The 17,860-nt window shown below is 45.9% G+C and carries 19 protein-coding genes, 3 pseudogenes and 1 other annotated feature; of the genes and pseudogenes, 21 read left to right on the top strand and 1 reads right to left on the bottom strand.

What is annotated here, in order from left to right; translation table 11 throughout:
- The first annotated feature begins 146 nt into the window (after window positions 1–146).
- The 3 genes and pseudogenes from radA to pssA all read left to right on the top strand — a co-directional run bounded on the left by radA (window position 147) and on the right by pssA (window position 3,374).
- Window positions 147–1,513 (top strand): annotated as a pseudogene (gene radA / locus DMB88_RS26565) (DNA repair protein RadA).
- A gap of 13 nt (window positions 1,514–1,526) precedes the next feature.
- Window positions 1,527–2,602, top strand: a pseudogene (gene disA, locus DMB88_RS26560) (DNA integrity scanning diadenylate cyclase DisA).
- 43 nt (window positions 2,603–2,645) lie between these two features.
- On the top strand, window positions 2,646–3,374 hold the full coding sequence (gene pssA / locus DMB88_RS26555; protein ID WP_128103690.1) for a CDP-diacylglycerol--serine O-phosphatidyltransferase: 729 nt from the start codon (window positions 2,646–2,648) through the stop codon (window positions 3,372–3,374).
- A 145-nt stretch (window positions 3,375–3,519) separates the two neighbouring features.
- Here pssA and DMB88_RS26550 read toward each other — a convergent pair whose 3' ends face one another.
- Complete coding sequence (locus DMB88_RS26550; RefSeq protein WP_056697625.1) at window positions 3,520–3,915, bottom strand: nucleoside triphosphate pyrophosphohydrolase family protein; 396 nt, start codon at window positions 3,913–3,915, stop codon at window positions 3,520–3,522.
- Window positions 3,916–4,088: 173 nt separating this feature from the next.
- Here DMB88_RS26550 and DMB88_RS26545 point away from each other — a divergent pair, with 173 nt between their 5' ends.
- The 18 genes and pseudogenes from DMB88_RS26545 (at window position 4,089) to DMB88_RS26460 (ending at window position 17,815) form a co-directional block, all read left to right on the top strand.
- Window positions 4,089–5,174: a PIN/TRAM domain-containing protein gene (locus tag DMB88_RS26545; RefSeq protein WP_128103689.1), complete on the top strand. Its 1,086-nt coding sequence runs from the start codon at window positions 4,089–4,091 to the stop codon at window positions 5,172–5,174.
- Window positions 5,175–5,274: 100 nt separating this feature from the next.
- Window positions 5,275–5,967 (top strand): 2-C-methyl-D-erythritol 4-phosphate cytidylyltransferase, encoded by a 693-nt coding sequence (ispD, locus tag DMB88_RS26540; RefSeq protein ID WP_128103688.1) that lies wholly within the window; start codon window positions 5,275–5,277, stop codon window positions 5,965–5,967.
- The gene (gene ispF, locus DMB88_RS26535; RefSeq protein ID WP_056697632.1) at window positions 5,964–6,440 is read left to right on the top strand and encodes a 2-C-methyl-D-erythritol 2,4-cyclodiphosphate synthase; all 477 of its coding nucleotides are present in this window, start codon (window positions 5,964–5,966) and stop codon (window positions 6,438–6,440) included. Before ispD ends, ispF begins: the two co-directional genes overlap by 4 nt.
- 35 nt (window positions 6,441–6,475) lie before the next feature.
- A complete protein-coding gene (gene gltX / locus DMB88_RS26530) occupies window positions 6,476–7,939 on the top strand; it encodes a glutamate--tRNA ligase (RefSeq protein WP_128103687.1) in 1,464 nt (487 codons plus the stop codon).
- A gap of 610 nt (window positions 7,940–8,549) precedes the next feature.
- The gene (gene cysE / locus DMB88_RS26525; protein ID WP_128103686.1) at window positions 8,550–9,230 is read left to right on the top strand and encodes a serine O-acetyltransferase; all 681 of its coding nucleotides are present in this window, start codon (window positions 8,550–8,552) and stop codon (window positions 9,228–9,230) included.
- 79 nt (window positions 9,231–9,309) lie between these two features.
- Window positions 9,310–10,710: a cysteine--tRNA ligase gene (gene cysS, locus DMB88_RS26520; protein ID WP_128103685.1), complete on the top strand. Its 1,401-nt coding sequence runs from the start codon at window positions 9,310–9,312 to the stop codon at window positions 10,708–10,710.
- Window positions 10,711–10,730: 20 nt separating this feature from the next.
- Complete coding sequence (locus DMB88_RS26515; RefSeq protein WP_254438356.1) at window positions 10,731–11,252, top strand: Mini-ribonuclease 3; 522 nt, start codon at window positions 10,731–10,733, stop codon at window positions 11,250–11,252.
- An 81-nt stretch (window positions 11,253–11,333) separates the two neighbouring features.
- A pseudogene (rlmB, locus tag DMB88_RS26510) lies at window positions 11,334–12,079 on the top strand (23S rRNA (guanosine(2251)-2'-O)-methyltransferase RlmB).
- A 5-nt stretch (window positions 12,080–12,084) separates the two neighbouring features.
- Window positions 12,085–12,606 carry an NYN domain-containing protein gene (locus DMB88_RS26505; RefSeq protein WP_128103684.1) on the top strand — a complete coding sequence of 174 codons (522 nt, stop codon included), beginning with the start codon at window positions 12,085–12,087 and terminating at the stop codon, window positions 12,604–12,606.
- Window positions 12,607–12,776: 170 nt separating this feature from the next.
- The gene (sigH, locus tag DMB88_RS26500; RefSeq protein WP_024633601.1) at window positions 12,777–13,421 is read left to right on the top strand and encodes an RNA polymerase sporulation sigma factor SigH; all 645 of its coding nucleotides are present in this window, start codon (window positions 12,777–12,779) and stop codon (window positions 13,419–13,421) included.
- 303 nt (window positions 13,422–13,724) lie between these two features.
- Entirely contained in the window at window positions 13,725–13,874 is a 150-nt protein-coding gene (gene rpmG / locus DMB88_RS26495) for a 50S ribosomal protein L33 (protein WP_072735843.1), read from the top strand.
- Between the two features lie 21 nt (window positions 13,875–13,895).
- Complete coding sequence (gene secE, locus DMB88_RS26490) at window positions 13,896–14,087, top strand: preprotein translocase subunit SecE (protein ID WP_056697649.1); 192 nt, start codon at window positions 13,896–13,898, stop codon at window positions 14,085–14,087.
- Between the two features lie 22 nt (window positions 14,088–14,109).
- Entirely contained in the window at window positions 14,110–14,643 is a 534-nt protein-coding gene (nusG, locus tag DMB88_RS26485; protein WP_056697652.1) for a transcription termination/antitermination protein NusG, read from the top strand.
- A gap of 68 nt (window positions 14,644–14,711) precedes the next feature.
- Window positions 14,712–15,137, top strand: a complete 426-nt coding sequence (gene rplK, locus DMB88_RS26480; RefSeq protein ID WP_017692062.1) for a 50S ribosomal protein L11 — start codon at window positions 14,712–14,714, stop codon at window positions 15,135–15,137.
- 95 nt (window positions 15,138–15,232) lie between these two features.
- On the top strand, window positions 15,233–15,925 hold the full coding sequence (gene rplA / locus DMB88_RS26475) for a 50S ribosomal protein L1 (RefSeq protein ID WP_056697658.1): 693 nt from the start codon (window positions 15,233–15,235) through the stop codon (window positions 15,923–15,925).
- Window positions 15,926–15,993: 68 nt separating this feature from the next.
- Window positions 15,994–16,141, top strand: a sequence feature (ribosomal protein L10 leader region).
- A gap of 23 nt (window positions 16,142–16,164) precedes the next feature.
- Entirely contained in the window at window positions 16,165–16,668 is a 504-nt protein-coding gene (gene rplJ / locus DMB88_RS26470) for a 50S ribosomal protein L10 (RefSeq protein WP_128103683.1), read from the top strand.
- Window positions 16,669–16,739: 71 nt separating this feature from the next.
- A complete protein-coding gene (rplL, locus tag DMB88_RS26465; protein ID WP_056697662.1) occupies window positions 16,740–17,102 on the top strand; it encodes a 50S ribosomal protein L7/L12 in 363 nt (120 codons plus the stop codon).
- A 95-nt stretch (window positions 17,103–17,197) separates the two neighbouring features.
- Window positions 17,198–17,815, top strand: coding sequence for a class I SAM-dependent methyltransferase (locus DMB88_RS26460; protein WP_128103682.1), 618 nt, complete (start codon window positions 17,198–17,200; stop codon window positions 17,813–17,815).
- Window positions 17,816–17,860 lie beyond the last annotated feature (45 nt).

Genomic DNA, 17,860 nt, shown 5'->3' with positions numbered 1-17,860 from the left:
GGAACATGTGTAAAGTTTACGATAATCCTTTACGAAAAATCTCAAACAATGGTAAACTTTTATTAACCCTGCGCGTTAGGAAGTCGGGGCAAAATTCGTCGAATAATGCAAAATGCTGTTATAAAATAAATGGTAGGAGTGCTGAAGTGGCCAAAGTAAAAACCAAGTTTCAATGTACGGAATGCGGCTATGAAGCCCCCAAATGGTATGGTAAGTGTCCAGGTTGTCAGTCATGGAATTCAATGATAGAAGAAACTGAAACGGTGGTCAAAACACAAGGGAGGAATTCTCCCCTTTTTGACAGTAAAGATAAACCGCTTCCTATCATAGATATAGATAGCGGTCAGGAGCCGCGAGTGCAGACTGGAATCGGAGAACTGAACCGTGTATTGGGTGGCGGGATCGTTCCAGGTTCTCTCGTTCTGGTGGGCGGAGACCCGGGAATTGGAAAATCAACATTAATGTTGCAGACGTCTCATGCGTTGACACATTCAGGATTGCGTGTGTTGTATGTATCAGGCGAGGAATCAGTAAAACAGACCAAATTAAGAGCAGATCGTCTTGGCGCACTATCTCCTGAGCTGTATGTGCTGTGTGAAACCAATATGGAACGTGTTGAGGAAGCGGTGGAGCAGATCCAGCCGCATTTTCTTGTCATCGACTCGATTCAGACGGTATATTTGCCCGAAGTTACCAGTGCACCGGGAAGTGTAGCCCAGGTAAGGGAATGTACATCAAGGTTCATGCGAATTGCCAAAGGCCGAGGCATTGCAACGGTTCTCGTGGGGCATGTTACCAAGGAAGGTGCCATTGCCGGACCACGTATGCTAGAACATATGGTGGATTGTGTACTCTATTTTGAAGGGGAGCGTCATCATACGTATCGTTTATTGCGGGCGGTGAAGAACCGTTTTGGTTCCACGAATGAGATCGGTATTTTTGAAATGGGTGAAGATGGGCTTCGTGAAGTCGGTAATCCATCAGAGCTCTTTCTGTCCGAACGTCCACTCGGCGTTGCTGGATCTACAGTTGTAGCAAGCATGGAAGGCACACGTCCCTTACTCGTGGAGCTACAGGCATTGATCTCTGCCACTCATTTCCCATCTCCGCGTCGTATGGCGACAGGCATAGACCATCACCGGTTAAACCTGATCATCGCTGTATTGGAGAAGCGCATGGGGATGTTTCTGCAAACCCAGGATGCCTATCTTAATGTTGCGGGGGCGTACGCTTAGATGAACCTGCTGTGGATTTGGCGGTTGCAATAAGCATCGCTTCAAGTCTAAGAGATGTACCAACCAAACCGGATGATGTCATATTTGGCGAAATTGGTTTGACGGGTGAAGTTCGAGCTGTATCACGAGCCGAACAACGTGTGAAAGAAGCCGAGAAGCTTGGCTTCAAACGAGTCATTTTACCAGAAAAAAGCTTAAAGGGCTGGAAACATCCTCGCGGGATACAACTGATCGGTGTGAATACCGTGGCAGATGCACTAGCGGTCGCTTTAGATTAGGGGGCATAACAAGATGAAAGATTCGAGCCAACTGGATAATATGAATGAGTTGTTAAGGTTGATCGCACCAGGTACACCTTTCCGCGAAGGTCTGGAGAACGTGCTGCGCGCCAAAACGGGGCACTGCTTGTTGTAGGATACAGCCCTGAAGTGATGGAAGTGGTTGACGGGGGATTTTCAATTAATTGTGATTTCTCTCCGAACTATCTGTATGAGCTTGCCAAGATGGATGGTGCCATTATCCTCAGTGAGGATTTGAAACGCATTTTATACGCGAATACTCAACTAATCCCAGATTCCTCTATATCTTCTTCAGAAACAGGGATTCGTCACCGTACAGCGGAGCGCGTAGCAAAGCAAACGGGCAAATTGGTAGTGTCCATCTCTCAACGTCGGAATATTATTACTCTGTATCAGGGAACACTCAGATATTCGCTGAAAGAGATTGGTGTAATTTTGACTAAGGCCAATCAGGCGATTCAAACGTTGGAGAAATACAAAGCCGTTTTGACGCAGTCTCTAACCAACCTAAGTGCTTCAGAATTTGAAGAACAGGTGACCATTCCCGAAGTCGTGAATGTTATTCAGCGGACAGAAATGGTGATGCGGATCAAAACGGAAATTAAACGATATATTCATGAGTTAGGCAATGAAGGAAGACTGATCTCCATGCAAATGGAAGAGCTGGTGGGTACAACGGAAGAAGAGGCATGGTTGCTCTATAAAGACTATGCACGCGACGATAGTGATGACAAGATTCGCGAAATTATTGTGGGTCTGAAGAGATTGTCGGATGATGAACTGCTTGATGCACATCATATTGTACGTTTGCTCGGATATCCTTCATCAGCAGCGACGTCTGAGGACTCGGTTGCGCCACGTGGATTCCGGGTATTAAATAAGATACCCCGTCTGCCCAATGTCATCATTCATAACCTGGTGGATCAATTTGAACAGTTGCCTCAAGTTATTATGGCAACCATTGAAGAGTTGGATGAAGTAGATGGAATTGGTGAAGTGCGTGCCCGCACAATCAAGGAAGGTCTGAAGCGGCTACAGGAGCAAATGTTTATCGACAGACAGATGTAAGAGTGTGCCTATAACGGCTTGAAGATGATGAGGTGAAACAACGATGTTAACCAGATTCATTCCGAATCTCTTTACCTTAGGTAATCTGTTTCTTGGAATGATGGCAATATTACTTGCAATTGAGGGAAACTACAGTTTAGCAGCGATTATGGTTATTGTCGCGATGTTACTGGATGGTCTGGACGGACGGGTGGCACGAGCATTGAATGCCCAGAGTGAATTCGGCAAGGAGCTGGACTCTCTGTCGGATATGGTATCGTTTGGTGCTGCTCCAGCGCTGATTGTGTTTATGGTTTCATTTCAAGATGCTTCCCCTGTACTAGCTTGGATTGCAACAGCGAGCTTTCCCATCTGTGGTGCGATTCGCTTGGCTAGATTTAATGTACGCCCGGGAATTCCGGGGTATTTCACTGGTCTGCCGATTCCAGCGGCGGGTGGAGTGCTAGCGACGTTATCCTTGTTTAACAAAGATATCGGACCGATCAGTATGATCATTGCCACATTGTTGTTGTCGTATCTGATGGTGAGCTCACTTAAATACCCTAACTTCAAAAAGGTAGGCCTACCTCGTAAAGCGATCTGGATTGCTCCATGGGTGATTGCCTTTGCAGTAGCCGTAGCGGTTATTTTCCCAGAACAGTTATCCAAATTAATCTTTATTCCGCTTGTGCTGTATGCCTTATACGGAATGAAGCATAATTTACGCACAGTAGCCTCCCGTAACCGAGCTAAGAAACGTAAAGAAGAGAAGTCTCCTCGTTCGGATCGGTAAAAGAATATACAGAGATCACTTATATGCTATAAAGTGTTTGAATAATGCAAAAAGCACGTGTGCTCCGACTTCGGAGTCACGTGCTTTTTCTCGTTATTCCAATCTATACGGTAACAACCAACTTTGTGCAATGATGATGCATTGTTTATGACAAATTGAACATCCCTAACGTCGAACATTTCTGTGACTCGTGATTCACGACCTCTTCCATGTTGATGTCCAAGAGATTGCAGAGAGCAGACATATAAAACAGGTTGCGTCCTAATTCGGAACTGATAACCTCTTTACAATTCTCGCACAATTCACCTTCGACATGCGTCTCCAGTAAACCCTTGGTCTGAGCAATACCACTCTCAGGGGCGTACTGTTGCTTCGTAGCGTGCAGCTCAATGCAGCCGCATTCGGTAATGGCCTTGGATACGGCACGGTTGACCGAAGCCCCGGCTTGTCCCGTTTTGGACAGCACATCAATCAAACTGCGGTGACGCAATAACAGCTCAGAAACTTGATCCTGAAAAGCCTGTAAACTTAGCGTACTCATTTTGCTACTCACCTCGGGATATGAATTGAATTCATTATATGCCAATTTTTTATCTTCTTTCAACTAAGGATTGCATCTTTTCCAAAAAGTTCTTGTTTAAGGGATTAGCATTTTAGGAATTGGATCATACTGGATATGAAGTTGGAAATATCATGAAGGAGGTGCAGGGACGTATGTGGAAAAAAGGCATTTTAACTTTTACAGGATTGTGCGGAGCATGGTTCGGCTATACAGCATATCATCTGGCAGGCAAATCCATCCCTTGGATGGCAGAATGGATTCAATCCGCAGGGCTCTTGGGAGCTGGGGTATCCACTGCGCTGGGAGCCGTATTATTTATGGCTGCATGCAATCTAGGTGGCACACTGATCGCCGATCGACTGCATAATGGAATCAATGCTTTGGCAAAAGTGCCTATGAATGAATTAGCAGCAGGGGCAGTAGGTACGGTTACAGGTCTACTTGTGGCGTTGTTGCTCTATCCTTGCTTAACATGGTTAGGGACAGCCGGAGAGGTGCTCCAAGTAGCACTGACGGTTGTTAGTGCATATTCGGGGTACATGCTTGCACTAGCCAAAAAAGACGATCTAGCGGCCTTCTGGATGTCTGGGCGATGGGGGCATCCTGAACAAGATGAAGGGCGACGGTTAGAGGAACACAAGATTTTGGATACGAGCGTAATTATTGATGGACGGATTGCAGATATTTGCAAAACCGGATTTATCGAAGGCACCATTGTCATCCCTGAATTTGTTTTGGAAGAATTACAGCATATCGCCGATTCATCCGACCTGTTGAAACGAAATAGAGGACGGCGAGGACTAGATATTCTGAATAAAATTCAGAAAGAGCTCGACGTTAAAGTGCTTATTTATGAAGGTGACTTTGAAGAAATATCTGAGGTGGACAGCAAGTTGGTCAAGCTTGCTAAAGTGCTTCAGGGCAAGGTCGTTACGAATGATTTTAACCTAAACAAGGTGTGTGAACTCCAGGGTGTATCTGTGTTGAACATCAACGATTTGGCGAATGCGGTTAAGCCGGTCGTGTTACCAGGTGAAGAGATTATGGTGCAGATCATTAAGGATGGTAAGGAACATGGTCAGGGCGTGGCATATTTGGATGACGGTACGATGATCGTTGTAGAAGGTGGACGTGAGTATATTGGTATGATGATGGAAGTGCTGGTGACCAGTGTACTTCAGACATCCGCGGGACGAATGATTTTTGCAAAGCCAAAACTGTTGGAAAAAGCCCAGTAAAAACGGTATGATGGGTAGTGTATCGTAGCACATATTGGATATCGCTTGCGGCATTTGATATGGCGGACGATAAACTGACTGACAAGGCAGGGATTGCGGCATGGATAAAGGGTGGGGCGTTGTCGTTGTGGCGGCAGGTCGGGGAACCCGGATGGGGACAACCGAGAGCAAGCAGTTTCTGCTGTTGCAGGACAAGCCCGTTTTCATACATACGCTTGAAGTGTTTGCGGCTCTGGATGAGATGCGCGAGATCGTGCTGGTGACCGGAGCTGGAGATGTTGAACGCTGCCTGAATTGGGTAAAAGAATACCATCTGGAATCACGAGTTCGTGTCATCCCCGGCGGGAAAGAGCGACAGCATTCGGTTCATGAAGGCCTTAAGGCTTTAGGAACGGATTGGGTCCTCGTTCACGACGGGGTACGTCCTTTTGTTAACCGGGAACAGATCAACGCTTGCATGACAACTGTGATGTCTGGCGGTGGTGCTATTCTGGCGGTTCCGGTTAAGGATACGATTAAACAAGTGAATGCGGAAGGTGTCGTTACGGCGACGCCAGACCGCAGCAGTCTGTGGAGCATTCAAACCCCGCAGGCTTTTCGTCTTTCTGCGTTGATGCTTGCTTATGAGTCGGCAGAGAAGGATGGTTTTCTAGGAACAGATGATGCGATGCTGGCAGAGCGCCAGGGCATAACGGTCAAGATTGTGGAAGGCAGTTATACGAACATTAAGTTAACGACGCCGGAAGATTTGCAGTATGCTGCGTTTTTGCTGAGGGGAGAGAAGGAGCAATGATTCGTGTAGGACAAGGGTTCGATGTGCATCAGCTGGTAGAGGGAAGACCTTGCATTATTGGTGGAGTGACGATTCCTCATGAAAAAGGGTTATTGGGTCATTCGGACGCTGACGTACTGTTACATGCCATTAGTGATGCTATTCTAGGTGCGCTGGCACTTGGTGATATCGGCAAACATTTCCCGGACACCGATCCGGAATTCAAGGATGCAGACAGTGTGAAACTTTTGGAACATGTGTGGCAGCTTGTGAAGGATCGGGGATACCGCCTCGGTAACATCGATTCAACCATCATTGCACAGAAGCCGAAGATGGCACCTTATATTCCACAGATGGCTGAGGTTATCGCTAAGGTACTGGAAGCAGAAGTGGATCAAGTGAATGTCAAAGCAACAACGACAGAGCAGCTCGGATTCCCAGGTCGGGGAGAGGGTATTGCAGCTCAATCGGTTGTTTGCCTTGTTCGCGTGTGATATCATCAACCAACGAAGAGACGGAGGGGATAGTTATGAGCACGGAAGTACGCGTGCGCTACGCGCCGAGTCCAACGGGACATCTGCATATCGGGAATGCCCGTACGGCGCTATTTAATTACTTGTATGCTAAACACAATAACGGCAAATTCATTATTCGTATTGAGGATACGGATGTGAAGCGTAACATTGCTGGTGGGGAAGAAAGTCAACTGAAGTATCTGAAGTGGCTCGGCATCGAGTGGGATGAGAGCATTGATGTGGGTGGAGAATACGGACCGTACCGTCAGACGGAACGACTGGATATCTACCGCAAATATACTCAAGAGCTGTTGGATAAGGGGCTTGCATACCATTGCTATTGCACAGAAGCAGAATTGGAGCAAGAGCGCGAAGAGCAGACAGCTCGTGGTGAGACGCCGCGTTATTCGGGTAAACACCGGGATCTGACACCAGAGCAACGCAGTGCTTTTGAAGCAGAAGGCCGCGTGGCGAGCATTCGTTTCCGTGTACCGGAGGAACGGATATACACGTTTGATGATATGGTCAAAGGAACAATTTCGTTCAACAGCAAGGAGTCAGGAGACTTCGTTATCGTCAAAAAAGATGGCATTCCTACTTACAACTATGCAGTAGCGGTCGATGATCACTTGATGAAAATCTCCCACGTACTGCGCGGGGAAGATCACATTTCCAATACGCCGCGTCAGTTGATGATCTATGAAGCGCTGGGCTGGGAGCCGCCGCAATTTGGTCACATGACGTTGATTGTAAATGAAAATCATAAAAAGCTGAGTAAACGGGATGAATCCGTTATTCAGTTTATTGAACAGTATGATCAACTCGGCTATTTGCCAGAAGCGATGTTCAACTTCATTTCCTTACTTGGCTGGTCGCCAGAAGGAGAAGAGGAGATCTTCTCACAAGAGCAGCTCATCCAAATTTTTGATACGAAGCGCTTATCTAAGAGCCCAGCGGTATTTGATACCAATAAACTGGCGCACTTGAACAATCACTATATCAAAAATGCAGATCCAGATCGGATTGCTGAAATGGCGATTCCTCACCTGCAAAAGGCAGGACGGATTGCTTCTGAACTGTCAGCTGAGCAGAAAGAATGGGCTTATACACTCGTTCATCTCTACCAAGAGCAGATGACAGCAGCTTCAGATATCGTAGAATTGTCCGAAGTATTCTTCCGTTCAGATCTTGAACTGGAGGCTGAAGCTGCGGCAGTACTCGCTGAAGAGCAGGTGCCGACTGTACTGAAAGCTTTTGCTGATAAAGTTCAAGCAAGTGATGAGTTCACGCCAAGCAAGATGGCAGCACTTATCAAAGAAGTACAAAAAGAAACTGGATTTAAAGGCAAACAGCTCTTTATGCCAATTCGTGTAGCGCTAACAGGGCAGACACATGGCCGCGATCTCAATCAAACGATTGTATTGCTTGGTCGAGACACGGTGATTGAACGTTTGCATGCTCAAGTAAAAGGGGCATAATCTGACGAAGTTAGTGATTCGTCTGTAGTTGTGTGTCGATTACAGGGGAAGGCTGTTGTCAGTCTCAACCCTTTTCGATATAATAGCAACACAACGAATAAATGATATGATTTATCTATATAGAACAGCAAAGACCGGGAGGAGTACGTTGATCCGGACAGATTCAGAGAGGATGGCCCCGCCTAAAGAATGAAGTTCTTTGGTGCGGTGGCTGTGAGCCATCCACTGTCCGTCAACCGAAATGCGCCTGTGAGCTGCATAGCCGAATCCAGCCCCGCCCTTGTCGATTAGGACAAGGGAAAACGTTAGGATAGGTTGTGACGGTTGGTTCCCGTTATTAAACCGTTTGAGGGTTCATTGTTATACAGGTGAACTGAGCAGAGTGGGACCGCGATCAACGCCTCTGTAGCTTACATAGCTACAGGGGCGTTTTTTGTATGTCTGGACGTGTAACTCTTTCAAAGATAATCAAATCACAGCGGTGTTGAATTACAGTTACAGCGGTACGGAGTCCTAACATGTGCATAGGTGTAAAGCTAGTAGTACACTATCAAGGAATGCGCCGTCCGGTAAGCCGGAGGACGAGAACCTGAACAAGAGGGGAACGAGCATGTTTAAGAAGATCAGATCAGATATCCAGGCGGTGTTTGAAAACGATCCAGCGGCCCGGGGATGGTTTGAGGTTGTATTTACTTACTCAGGGCTGCATGCGATATGGGCGCATCGGATCGCGCATTTTTTATACAAGCGAAGGTTCTTCTCGTTCGCTCGGTTCATTTCACAGATTAGCCGTTTTATGACAGGAATCGAAATCCACCCTGGTGCGACGATTGGTAATCGATTGTTTATTGACCATGGAATGGGTGTAGTTATTGGTGAAACGTGTGAGATCGGTGACGACGTTGTTATCTATCAAGGGGTTACTCTTGGGGGCACGGGAAAAGAAAAAGGTAAGAGACATCCGACAATTGGTAATAATGTGGTTATCTCGTCAGGTGCCAAAGTGCTTGGTTCGTTCCGTGTGGGGGATCAATGTAACATTGGCGCCAACTCGGTTGTACTGAAAGAGGTGCCAGCGAATAGTACGGTTGTAGGTATTCCGGGGAGAATCGTCAAACAGGATGGGCGCCGTGTCGATCGTCTGAATCAACAGCTACCAGATCCGGTCATTGATTCTTTGCGAAGCATGCAACAAGAGATTGAACGTTTGCGGGAAGAGGTACGTACGATGCAGAATACCCGTGAAATAGAACCTTCGCGTGATACAATAAATAAAGGAAGCATGGGATGAAAGTGAGTGCTATATAAGTGAGTGCTATATAAGTTCAACTCATTCATTACATGCGGAAAAGAACGAAAGGAAAGTGACCATGACGCTTCAAATTTACAATACAATGAGCCGTACAAAAGAAGAATTCGTTCCCCAAGAGCCGGGGAAAGTGAAGATGTATGTGTGTGGGCCGACGGTATATGATTACATTCATATTGGCAATGCACGTCCAGTGATTTTCTTCGACACGGTTCGCGGGTACTTGGAACAGATCGGACATGACGTGAATTATGTCGTTAACTTTACAGATGTTGACGATAAGCTTATCCGCAAAGCAGAGCAGCTCGGTACAGACGTACCGCATGTAGCAGAGAAGTTCATTGCAGCCTATTACGAAGACCTTGAAGGTTTAGGCATTCCTAAGGCGAGTAGTAATCCGAGAGTAACCGAGAACATGCCGCTCATTATTGATTTCATCCGTGAGCTGGTGGATAAGGGTATCGCATACGAAAACGGTGGGGATGTATACTATCGTACTAGCAAGTTTGCGGAGTATGGTAAGTTATCTAAGCAGAATCTGCAAGAACTTCAGTTCGGCATTCGGATCGGTGTGGACGAACGTAAAGAGAACCCGGAAGACTTCGTCCTGTGGAAGGCTGCTAAGCCAGGGGAGATCTATTGGTCTAGCCCATGGGGAGATGGACGTCCAGGTTGGCACATTGAATGCTCGGCCATGGCTCGGGAATACCTCGGGGATACGTTGGATATCCATGGAGGCGGACAGGATCTACAGTTTCCTCACCACGAGTGCGAATGCGCTCAATCCGAGGTGCTAACAGGCAAACCGCTGGCTAATTATTGGATGCATAACGGGTTTATCCGTATCGATAATGAAAAGATGTCCAAATCACTAGGAAATGGTGTGTTGGTTAAAGATCTCCGTACCCAATATAAACGTGAAGCTATTCGTTACTTCATGTTATCTACACACTATCGTAACCCGCTTAATTTTACAGAGGATACGATGGAGCAAGCACAAAACAGTGTAGACCGGATTACCAATGCGGTGGTTAATCTCAAGCATCGTCTACAGGCGGTAACTGTAGATCGAGAGAGCTCAGCTGAGTTTACGACAAGATTGGATCAGATTCGTGAACAGTATCATGAGAAAATGCAAGATGACTTCAATACGCCTGACGCAATCACAGCTTTATTTGAATGGGCTGGTGAAGCGAACCAATTGTTACAACAGGATGTGGTGAATGCTGCCGATATTCGTGCTCTGCTGGAGTTGTTCAGCGAACTGAATGCAGTGCTTCGCATCTATACAGACGCTGAGCCTGAACTGCTAGATGAAGAGATTGAGCGTTTGATCGAAGAACGTGTAGAAGCGCGTAAATCTAAAAATTGGGCTCGGGCTGATGAGATCCGTGATGAACTATCTGCTCAGGGAATATTGCTTGAGGATACAGCCCAAGGGATGAGATGGCGGCGCAAATGAGTGAGGAGCAGCCAAAAAAAATGTCTGAAATTGCCGAACTTACGGAAGCGGCCTCGTCAGTAGTAGGTGAGAAGAAGCAGGTGGAATCTGAAGAAAAAACAACGCATATCACGGATGGGGGCTGGTTTCCTTATCCCCTCTCACGGCCTGCGCGTCTGATTCCTCCAATTGCACTTGCTTATATTGGGGACGCTGTGTACGAGGTGGCGGTACGTCAGTATTTGTTATCTAAAGCGAATATGCGCCCGAATCACCTGCATCGCAGTGCGACAGGGCTCGTATCAGCCAAGGCTCAGAGCCGAATTCTTACAGGAATTGAACCAGAGCTGACCGAAGAAGAACGCGACATGGTTCGCCAAGGGCGAAACGCCAAGTCTGGTTCCATTCCTAAAAATGCGGATGTTCTAGAGTATAGACATGCCACGGCGCTGGAATGTCTGATCGGCTATTTGTATAGCAGCGGTCAACATGATCGAATGATTGCATTGATTGGTCGTGGGATTGAGCATGCAGAACAGCAAGCGCAATCTTCGACAAAATAATTGAATTTCAACGAAGCCGCTACGTGAGTTTTGTCTAATTAACAGAGTCTCGCGCAGCGTTATAGAGAGGATCGAACAACAATGGAAGAAGAATGGATCGCTGGTAAACACTCCGTAACGGAGGCACTACGCTCAGGTCGAACCATTAATAAAATATGGATTGCCGATACAGCTCAAAAGCATCTGACCCAGCCGATTATTGCAGAAGCGAAAAAGCTAGGGATTGTGATCCAACATGTGGACAAGCGTAAATTGGATCAGACCGTTCCAGGTATACAGCATCAGGGGTTGTAGCACAAGCTGCGCCTTATGCTTACGTTGAGGTAGAAGATATTCTTGCTGCAGCTAAAGCGAAGGGGGAACACCCATTTCTGATTTTGCTCGACGAAATCGAAGATCCACACAACCTTGGATCCATTTTGCGGACGGCAGACTGCACAGGCGCTCATGGTGTCATTGTGCCTAAACGTCGGTCAGCAGCAGTTACTGCTACAGTATCCAAAACCTCTGCAGGAGCTGTTGAATATGTACCGGTAGCGCGCGTAAGTAATTTGGGGCAAACGATTGATCGTCTCAAGGAAGAAGGCGTGTGGGTAGTTGGCACGGATGTTACTGCTAAAGAAAATGTATTTGGCAATGGGGTCTTCACAGGGCCTGTAGCGCTCGTGATTGGAAATGAGAACAAAGGTATGGGGCGTCTCATCCGTGAAAAATGTGATGTGTTGATTAAATTGCCGATGCAGGGTCAGATTAACTCGCTTAACGCATCCGTTGCTGCGGGTGTAGTGATGTATGAAGTGCTCCGGTCACGCCAAGTGCAGGAATAGAAACTATGGCTGACTCCCGTGATGTGCTTCTTGTAGACGGGTACAACATGATCGGTGATTGGCCAGAGCTGTCTAAGTTAGCGCAAAATGGATTGGAAGAAGCGCGCAACCGGCTTCTATCGCGTCTTGCTGACTATCAGGCCTTCTCTGGCCGAAAGGTCATTGTTGTTTTTGACGCCTACCTCGTGCCCGGACTCGGCAAATCCTTTACACAGAGCAAAATACAAATTTATTTCACAAAGGAAAAAGAGACGGCGGATGAATGCATTGAGAGACTCGTTCGGGAACTCAGTATGCGAAGACGACAAATCTATGTGGCTACAAGTGATATGGTAGAGCAACACGTCATTTTTGGACAGGGAGCTTTGCGTGTGTCTGCTAGGGAACTGCTGATTGAAGTAGAGCAGAACGAAAAAGAGCTGCAGAAACGTCTGGAAGAGAGGCAGTCTCAAACGACACGCAATACACTTGGGGGGAAACTCAGTCCAGATGTTTTGAAACAATTTGAACGCTGGCGCAGGGAATGATCTTGGTTTTTACAGATATTACAATATTGAAAGTCTTGACAATTATGTTATTCATGTTCTTTTTTAGGCAGAGCGTGGTTGACGGTGTAAGGTAGCATCATATATACTTGTCCTATATTTCATAGAGTAGAGTAACGGGGTACCTTGCGTTGCAGCCGGAGGGATTGTCTGTGAGTGTCGACCTCAAAGATATCATGTTATCTAAGTATGATTACCAAAGTGACGAAGACATTGTCGAAGCGGTCCGTGAAGGTGAAAGCGAAGCGCTGGAGTTTTTGATTAACAAATATCGCAACTTTGTACGCGCCAAGGCAAGATCTTATTTTCTGATTGGGGCAGACCGGGAAGATATTATTCAAGAAGGAATGATAGGACTCTATAAATCTATTCGAGATTTTAAGGGTGACAAATTGGCTTCGTTCAAAGCTTTCGCTGAGCTGTGTATTACACGGCAGATCATTACAGCGATTAAGACAGCAACACGTCAAAAGCACATTCCGCTTAATTCTTATGTGTCTCTGGACAAGCCTATTTATGATGAAGAATCCGATCGTACCTTACTCGATGTGATTTGTGGAACCCAGGTTAGTGATCCTGAGGAACTTATCATTAATCAGGAAGAGTTTGTGGGCCTGGAAGATAAGATGTCAGAGATTTTGAGTGATCTGGAACGTAAAGTATTAATGTTGTATCTGGACGGGAGATCTTATCAAGAAATCGCGGTTGATCTGGACAGACATGTGAAGTCCATTGATAATGCGCTACAGCGTGTGAAGCGAAAACTTGAAAAGTATTTGGAAGTTCGAGATAATTGAACAATTGTTGTCGTTGACGGAAAAGGCTCGGGTTTGAGTCTTTTTTTGCTGCTTTAAGTTTATAAAATAAAAGATTGATAATACTAGTAATCGTTCGATCCAAGTAGGAGAAGAGAGAAAATCAGAGATATGTTGCCGAATGCAGACGCACGGAACTTTTACCCAGCAATGAAAGGCTATTCTTTCGTTGACATGGTTATACCCTTATGATAAAGTGTTTTAGGTAGGCCTAAATTCGCGGCTTTTTTTTTAGGATCAATTTAGAGACTCTGCTTGAGCGGAAGTCTTCGGGAGGTGTACATCATGCGGGTAATTATTACTTTGGCTTGTACTAACTGCAAACAAAGAAATTACACAACGACAAAAAACAAGCGTAATCACCCCGACCGCATGGAGATGAAGAAATTTTGCAAGTTTTGTAACGAGCAGACTTCTCATCGCGAAACCAGATAGTTTTTGGGAGGTGTAGTCGGCGTGAAACGAAGTTTCAAATCTCTGATTTCCTTTTTCTCAGAAAGCTGGGCTGAACTTAAAAAAGTTCGCTGGCCTAATCGCAAAGAGCTTACCAACTACACGTTGATTGTTCTTGGTACTGTTGTGGTTATGACGCTGTTTTTTTGGGTCGTTGACATCGGCATCTCCTTTGTGATCGAAGCGATTATTTAAGAAGGGTCCCAGGTGGCTTGATATGGAAAAAAGATGGTACGTCGTTCATACCTATTCAGGGTATGAGAATAAGGTCAAAGCCAATTTGGAAAAACGCGTAGAGTCCATGGGCATGGAAGACAAGATTTTCCGCGTTCTTGTTCCGATGGAAGAAGAAGTGGTGAACAAAGACGGTAAGAAAAAGACCGTTATGCGTAAAGTTTACCCCGGTTATGTCTTGGTTGAAATGATCCAAACGGATGACTCTTGGTATGTTGTTCGCAACACACCAGGTGTTACGGGATTTGTCGGTTCGACAGGTTCCGGGTCCAAACCAACTGCACTGTTGCCTGAAGAAGTGGAACAAATTCTGAAGCATATGGGCATGGTTGAACCGAAGCCGAAAATTGAATTCGATATTAAGGAATCCGTACGTATTAAAGTTGGTCCTTTTGCGAATTTTGTGGGCTCCGTGGAAGAGATTTTGGTAGACAAAAGCAAGTTGAAAGTGCATGTGAACATGTTTGGACGGGAAACACCGCTTGAGTTGGAATATACGCAAGTGGAGAAGATATAGTTTCTTCAAGTTTCTTGTGGGAGAACCGAGAGGTTCGCTAACCACTATTTTGCAAGGAGGTGTCAATCATGGCAAAAAAGGTAATCAAAATGGTAAAACTTCAGATTCCAGCAGGTAAAGCGAATCCAGCGCCTCCGGTAGGTCCAGCATTGGGTCAAGCAGGTGTCAACATCATGGCATTCTGTAAAGAATTCAACGCTCGTACAGCCGATCAAGCGGGATTGATTATTCCAGTTGAGATTTCTGTATTCGAAGACCGTTCCTTTACATTCATCACTAAAACTCCACCAGCAGCAGTTCTGTTGAAAGTGGCAGCTAAAGTTGAAAAAGGATCTGGCGAGCCAAACAAGAAAAAAGTCGCTACCGTTAAACGTGATGCGGTACGTCAAATCGCGGAAACAAAAATGCCTGACCTGAATGCAGCAGACGTTGAGTCCGCAATGCGTATGGTCGAAGGTACTGCCCGCAGCATGGGTATCACCATCGAAGACTAATTTTCATCTGAAATCATAGCTTCGTAAAACCGGTCGATTCGCGACCGGTTGATGTGGGAGGTATATCCGCTAACACCACAAAGGAGGAATAAAACATGGCTAAACACGGTAAAAAATACCTGGAAGCTGCTAAGCTGATCGACAGCGAAGCAACTTACGAGCCTTCAGAAGCTGTAGAGCTTGTGAAAAAGGCAGCCACTGCAAAATTCGATGAAACAATCGAAGCGGCAGTACGTTTGGGTGTAGACCCTCGTAAGCAAGACCAGGCTGTACGTGGTGTTGTTGTCTTGCCACACGGTACAGGCAAAACACAACGCGTATTGGTATTTGCAAAAGGTGACAAAGCGAAAGAAGCGGAAGCGGCTGGCGCGGACTATGTTGGTGATGCAGACATGATCAACAAAATCCAACAAGGCTGGTTCGAATTCGACGTCTGCGTAGCGACACCAGATATGATGAGTGAAGTAGGTAAATTGGGCCGACTGCTCGGCGGTAAAGGTCTGATGCCTAACCCTAAAGCCGGAACGGTAACTTTCGATGTAACTAAGGCTGTTCAAGAAATTAAAGCCGGTAAAATCGAATATCGTCTGGATCGTGCAGGTCAAATTCACGCACCGATCGGTAAAGCTTCTTTCTCTAACGAGCAACTTAATGAGAACTTCAAAGCTCTCATGGATGCTTTGAACCGTGCTAAACCGGCGGCAGCAAAAGGTGTTTATCTGAAGAATATCAGCATTTCTTCTACGATGGGCCCTGGTGCACGCGTGAACGCAGCAGCTTTTAGATAAAATATTCTTGACAGGCTCGCCCTGTTCTGATATTCTATAAAAGTTGTGAGTCCGAGTGACTGACCGTTGACATTTGAATATGCTTGCCGTAGACAGTAGGTGCCATCTGGCTTAATTTCCTACCGAGGTGTGATTATAGAACTTAGAACGATGTAAATCGATGATGAGTATATATCAAGCCTTCGTGATTCTACGGAGGCTTTTCTTAATGGGATAAATTTGATCAGGAGGTGTACAGATTGGCAAACGCAAAAGTGATTCAAGCAAAACAAGAGTCCGTTGATGCAGTTACAGCAAAATTGCGCGAGAGCGCAACTACAGTTGTTGTTGACTATCGCGGATTGAACGTTGCCCAAGTAACTGAGTTGCGTAAGCAACTTCGTGAAGCAGGAATCGAATTCACAGTGCTGAAAAACACGTTGCTTCGCCGTGCGACTGCTGCAGCAGAATTGACAGAACTCGATAGCGTTCTGACAGGACCTACTGCAATTGCATTCAGCGGAGAAGACGCTGTAGCTCCAGCCAAAATTCTGAACGACTTCGCGAAAAAGAACGATGCACTGAAATTGAAAGGTGCAGTTGTAGAAGGTCGCGTAATCGGAGAAGAAGAAGTTAAAGCATTGGCAGAACTTCCATCCCGCGAAGGTCTCCTTTCCATGCTCCTCAGCGTGCTTCAAGCGCCAGTGCGCAACTTCGCGCTTGCGGTTAAAGCTGTTGCAGACAAAGAAGAACAAGGCGCGTAAGCTACTTGATCTGAATACTGCTTAGCAGTAATGAAATACAAAAAAATAAAATTATATATGGAGGTTCAATCATGAGTAAAGAGCAAATCTTGGAAGCAATCAAAGGCATGACTGTACTGGAACTGAACGATCTTGTTAAAGCAATCGAAGAAGAATTCGGCGTAACTGCTGCAGCTCCAGTAGCTGTTGCAGGTGGCGGAGCTGCTGCAGCTGAAGCTGAGCAATCCGAGTTCGACGTAATCTTGGCAAGCGCTGGCGCTTCCAAAATCAACGTTATCAAAGCAGTTCGCGAAATCACTGGTCTTGGCTTGAAAGAAGCTAAAGAAGTAGTTGACAACGCTCCAAAAGCATTGAAAGAAAAAGTAAGCAAAGAAGAAGCTGAAACTATCAAAGCTAAATTGGAAGAAGCAGGCGCTACAATCGAAGTTAAATAATTTAGCTTATCCAAGCTGAATGAACAAAACAACAAACCCCTTGACTTATATCAAGGGTTTGTTGCTGTAATTGCAAATGGAAAGTGAGTGAGGACATGTCCAATCATTATTATTCGGACAAACCGCAAGTAGCGCATGATCGGAGAGCGACTGAAACGACGCTTCGCGGATTTAGTCTGCGGTTCGTGACAGACGCTGGTGTATTTTCCAAAAACGGAATTGATTATGGCAGCAGAGTATTAATTGATGTGATGGATATTCCGTCAGGAGCTCACGTTCTTGATGTGGGTTGCGGATACGGCCCGATGGGTCTTACAGCAGCGAAGCTTGTACCGGATGGGCATGTCACCATGATTGATATCAACGAGAGAGCTGTTGAACTTTCCAAAGAAAATGCAAAAGCGAATGGAATTAACAATGTTACCGTCATGCAAAGTAATCTACTGGCTGAAGTAAAAAAGGAAGACTTTGACGTTATTCTAACCAATCCACCTATACGGGCTGGGAAAGAAACGGTTCATACTATATTTGAACAGGCTCATCGTCATTTGAAGGTTGGTGGTTCGTTGTGGATCGTCATTCAGAAGAAGCAGGGAGCTCCTTCGGCAAAATCGAAGTTAGAGTCTTTGTTTGGAAGAGTAGAGGAAGTCACAAAGGATAAAGGCTACCGGATTTTCAAAGCGGTGAAAACGGGAGAAGTCGCTGAAGGCTGATTTCCGATTTGTAAAGTAAGCAGTGGAGCATTTTTTTTGCAATAG

The sequence above is a fragment of the Paenibacillus sp. DCT19 genome (genome assembly GCF_003268635.1).
In the GTDB taxonomy this organism is placed as follows: domain Bacteria; phylum Bacillota; class Bacilli; order Paenibacillales; family Paenibacillaceae; genus Paenibacillus.
This window is presented reverse-complemented; position numbering and strand designations above follow the sequence as displayed.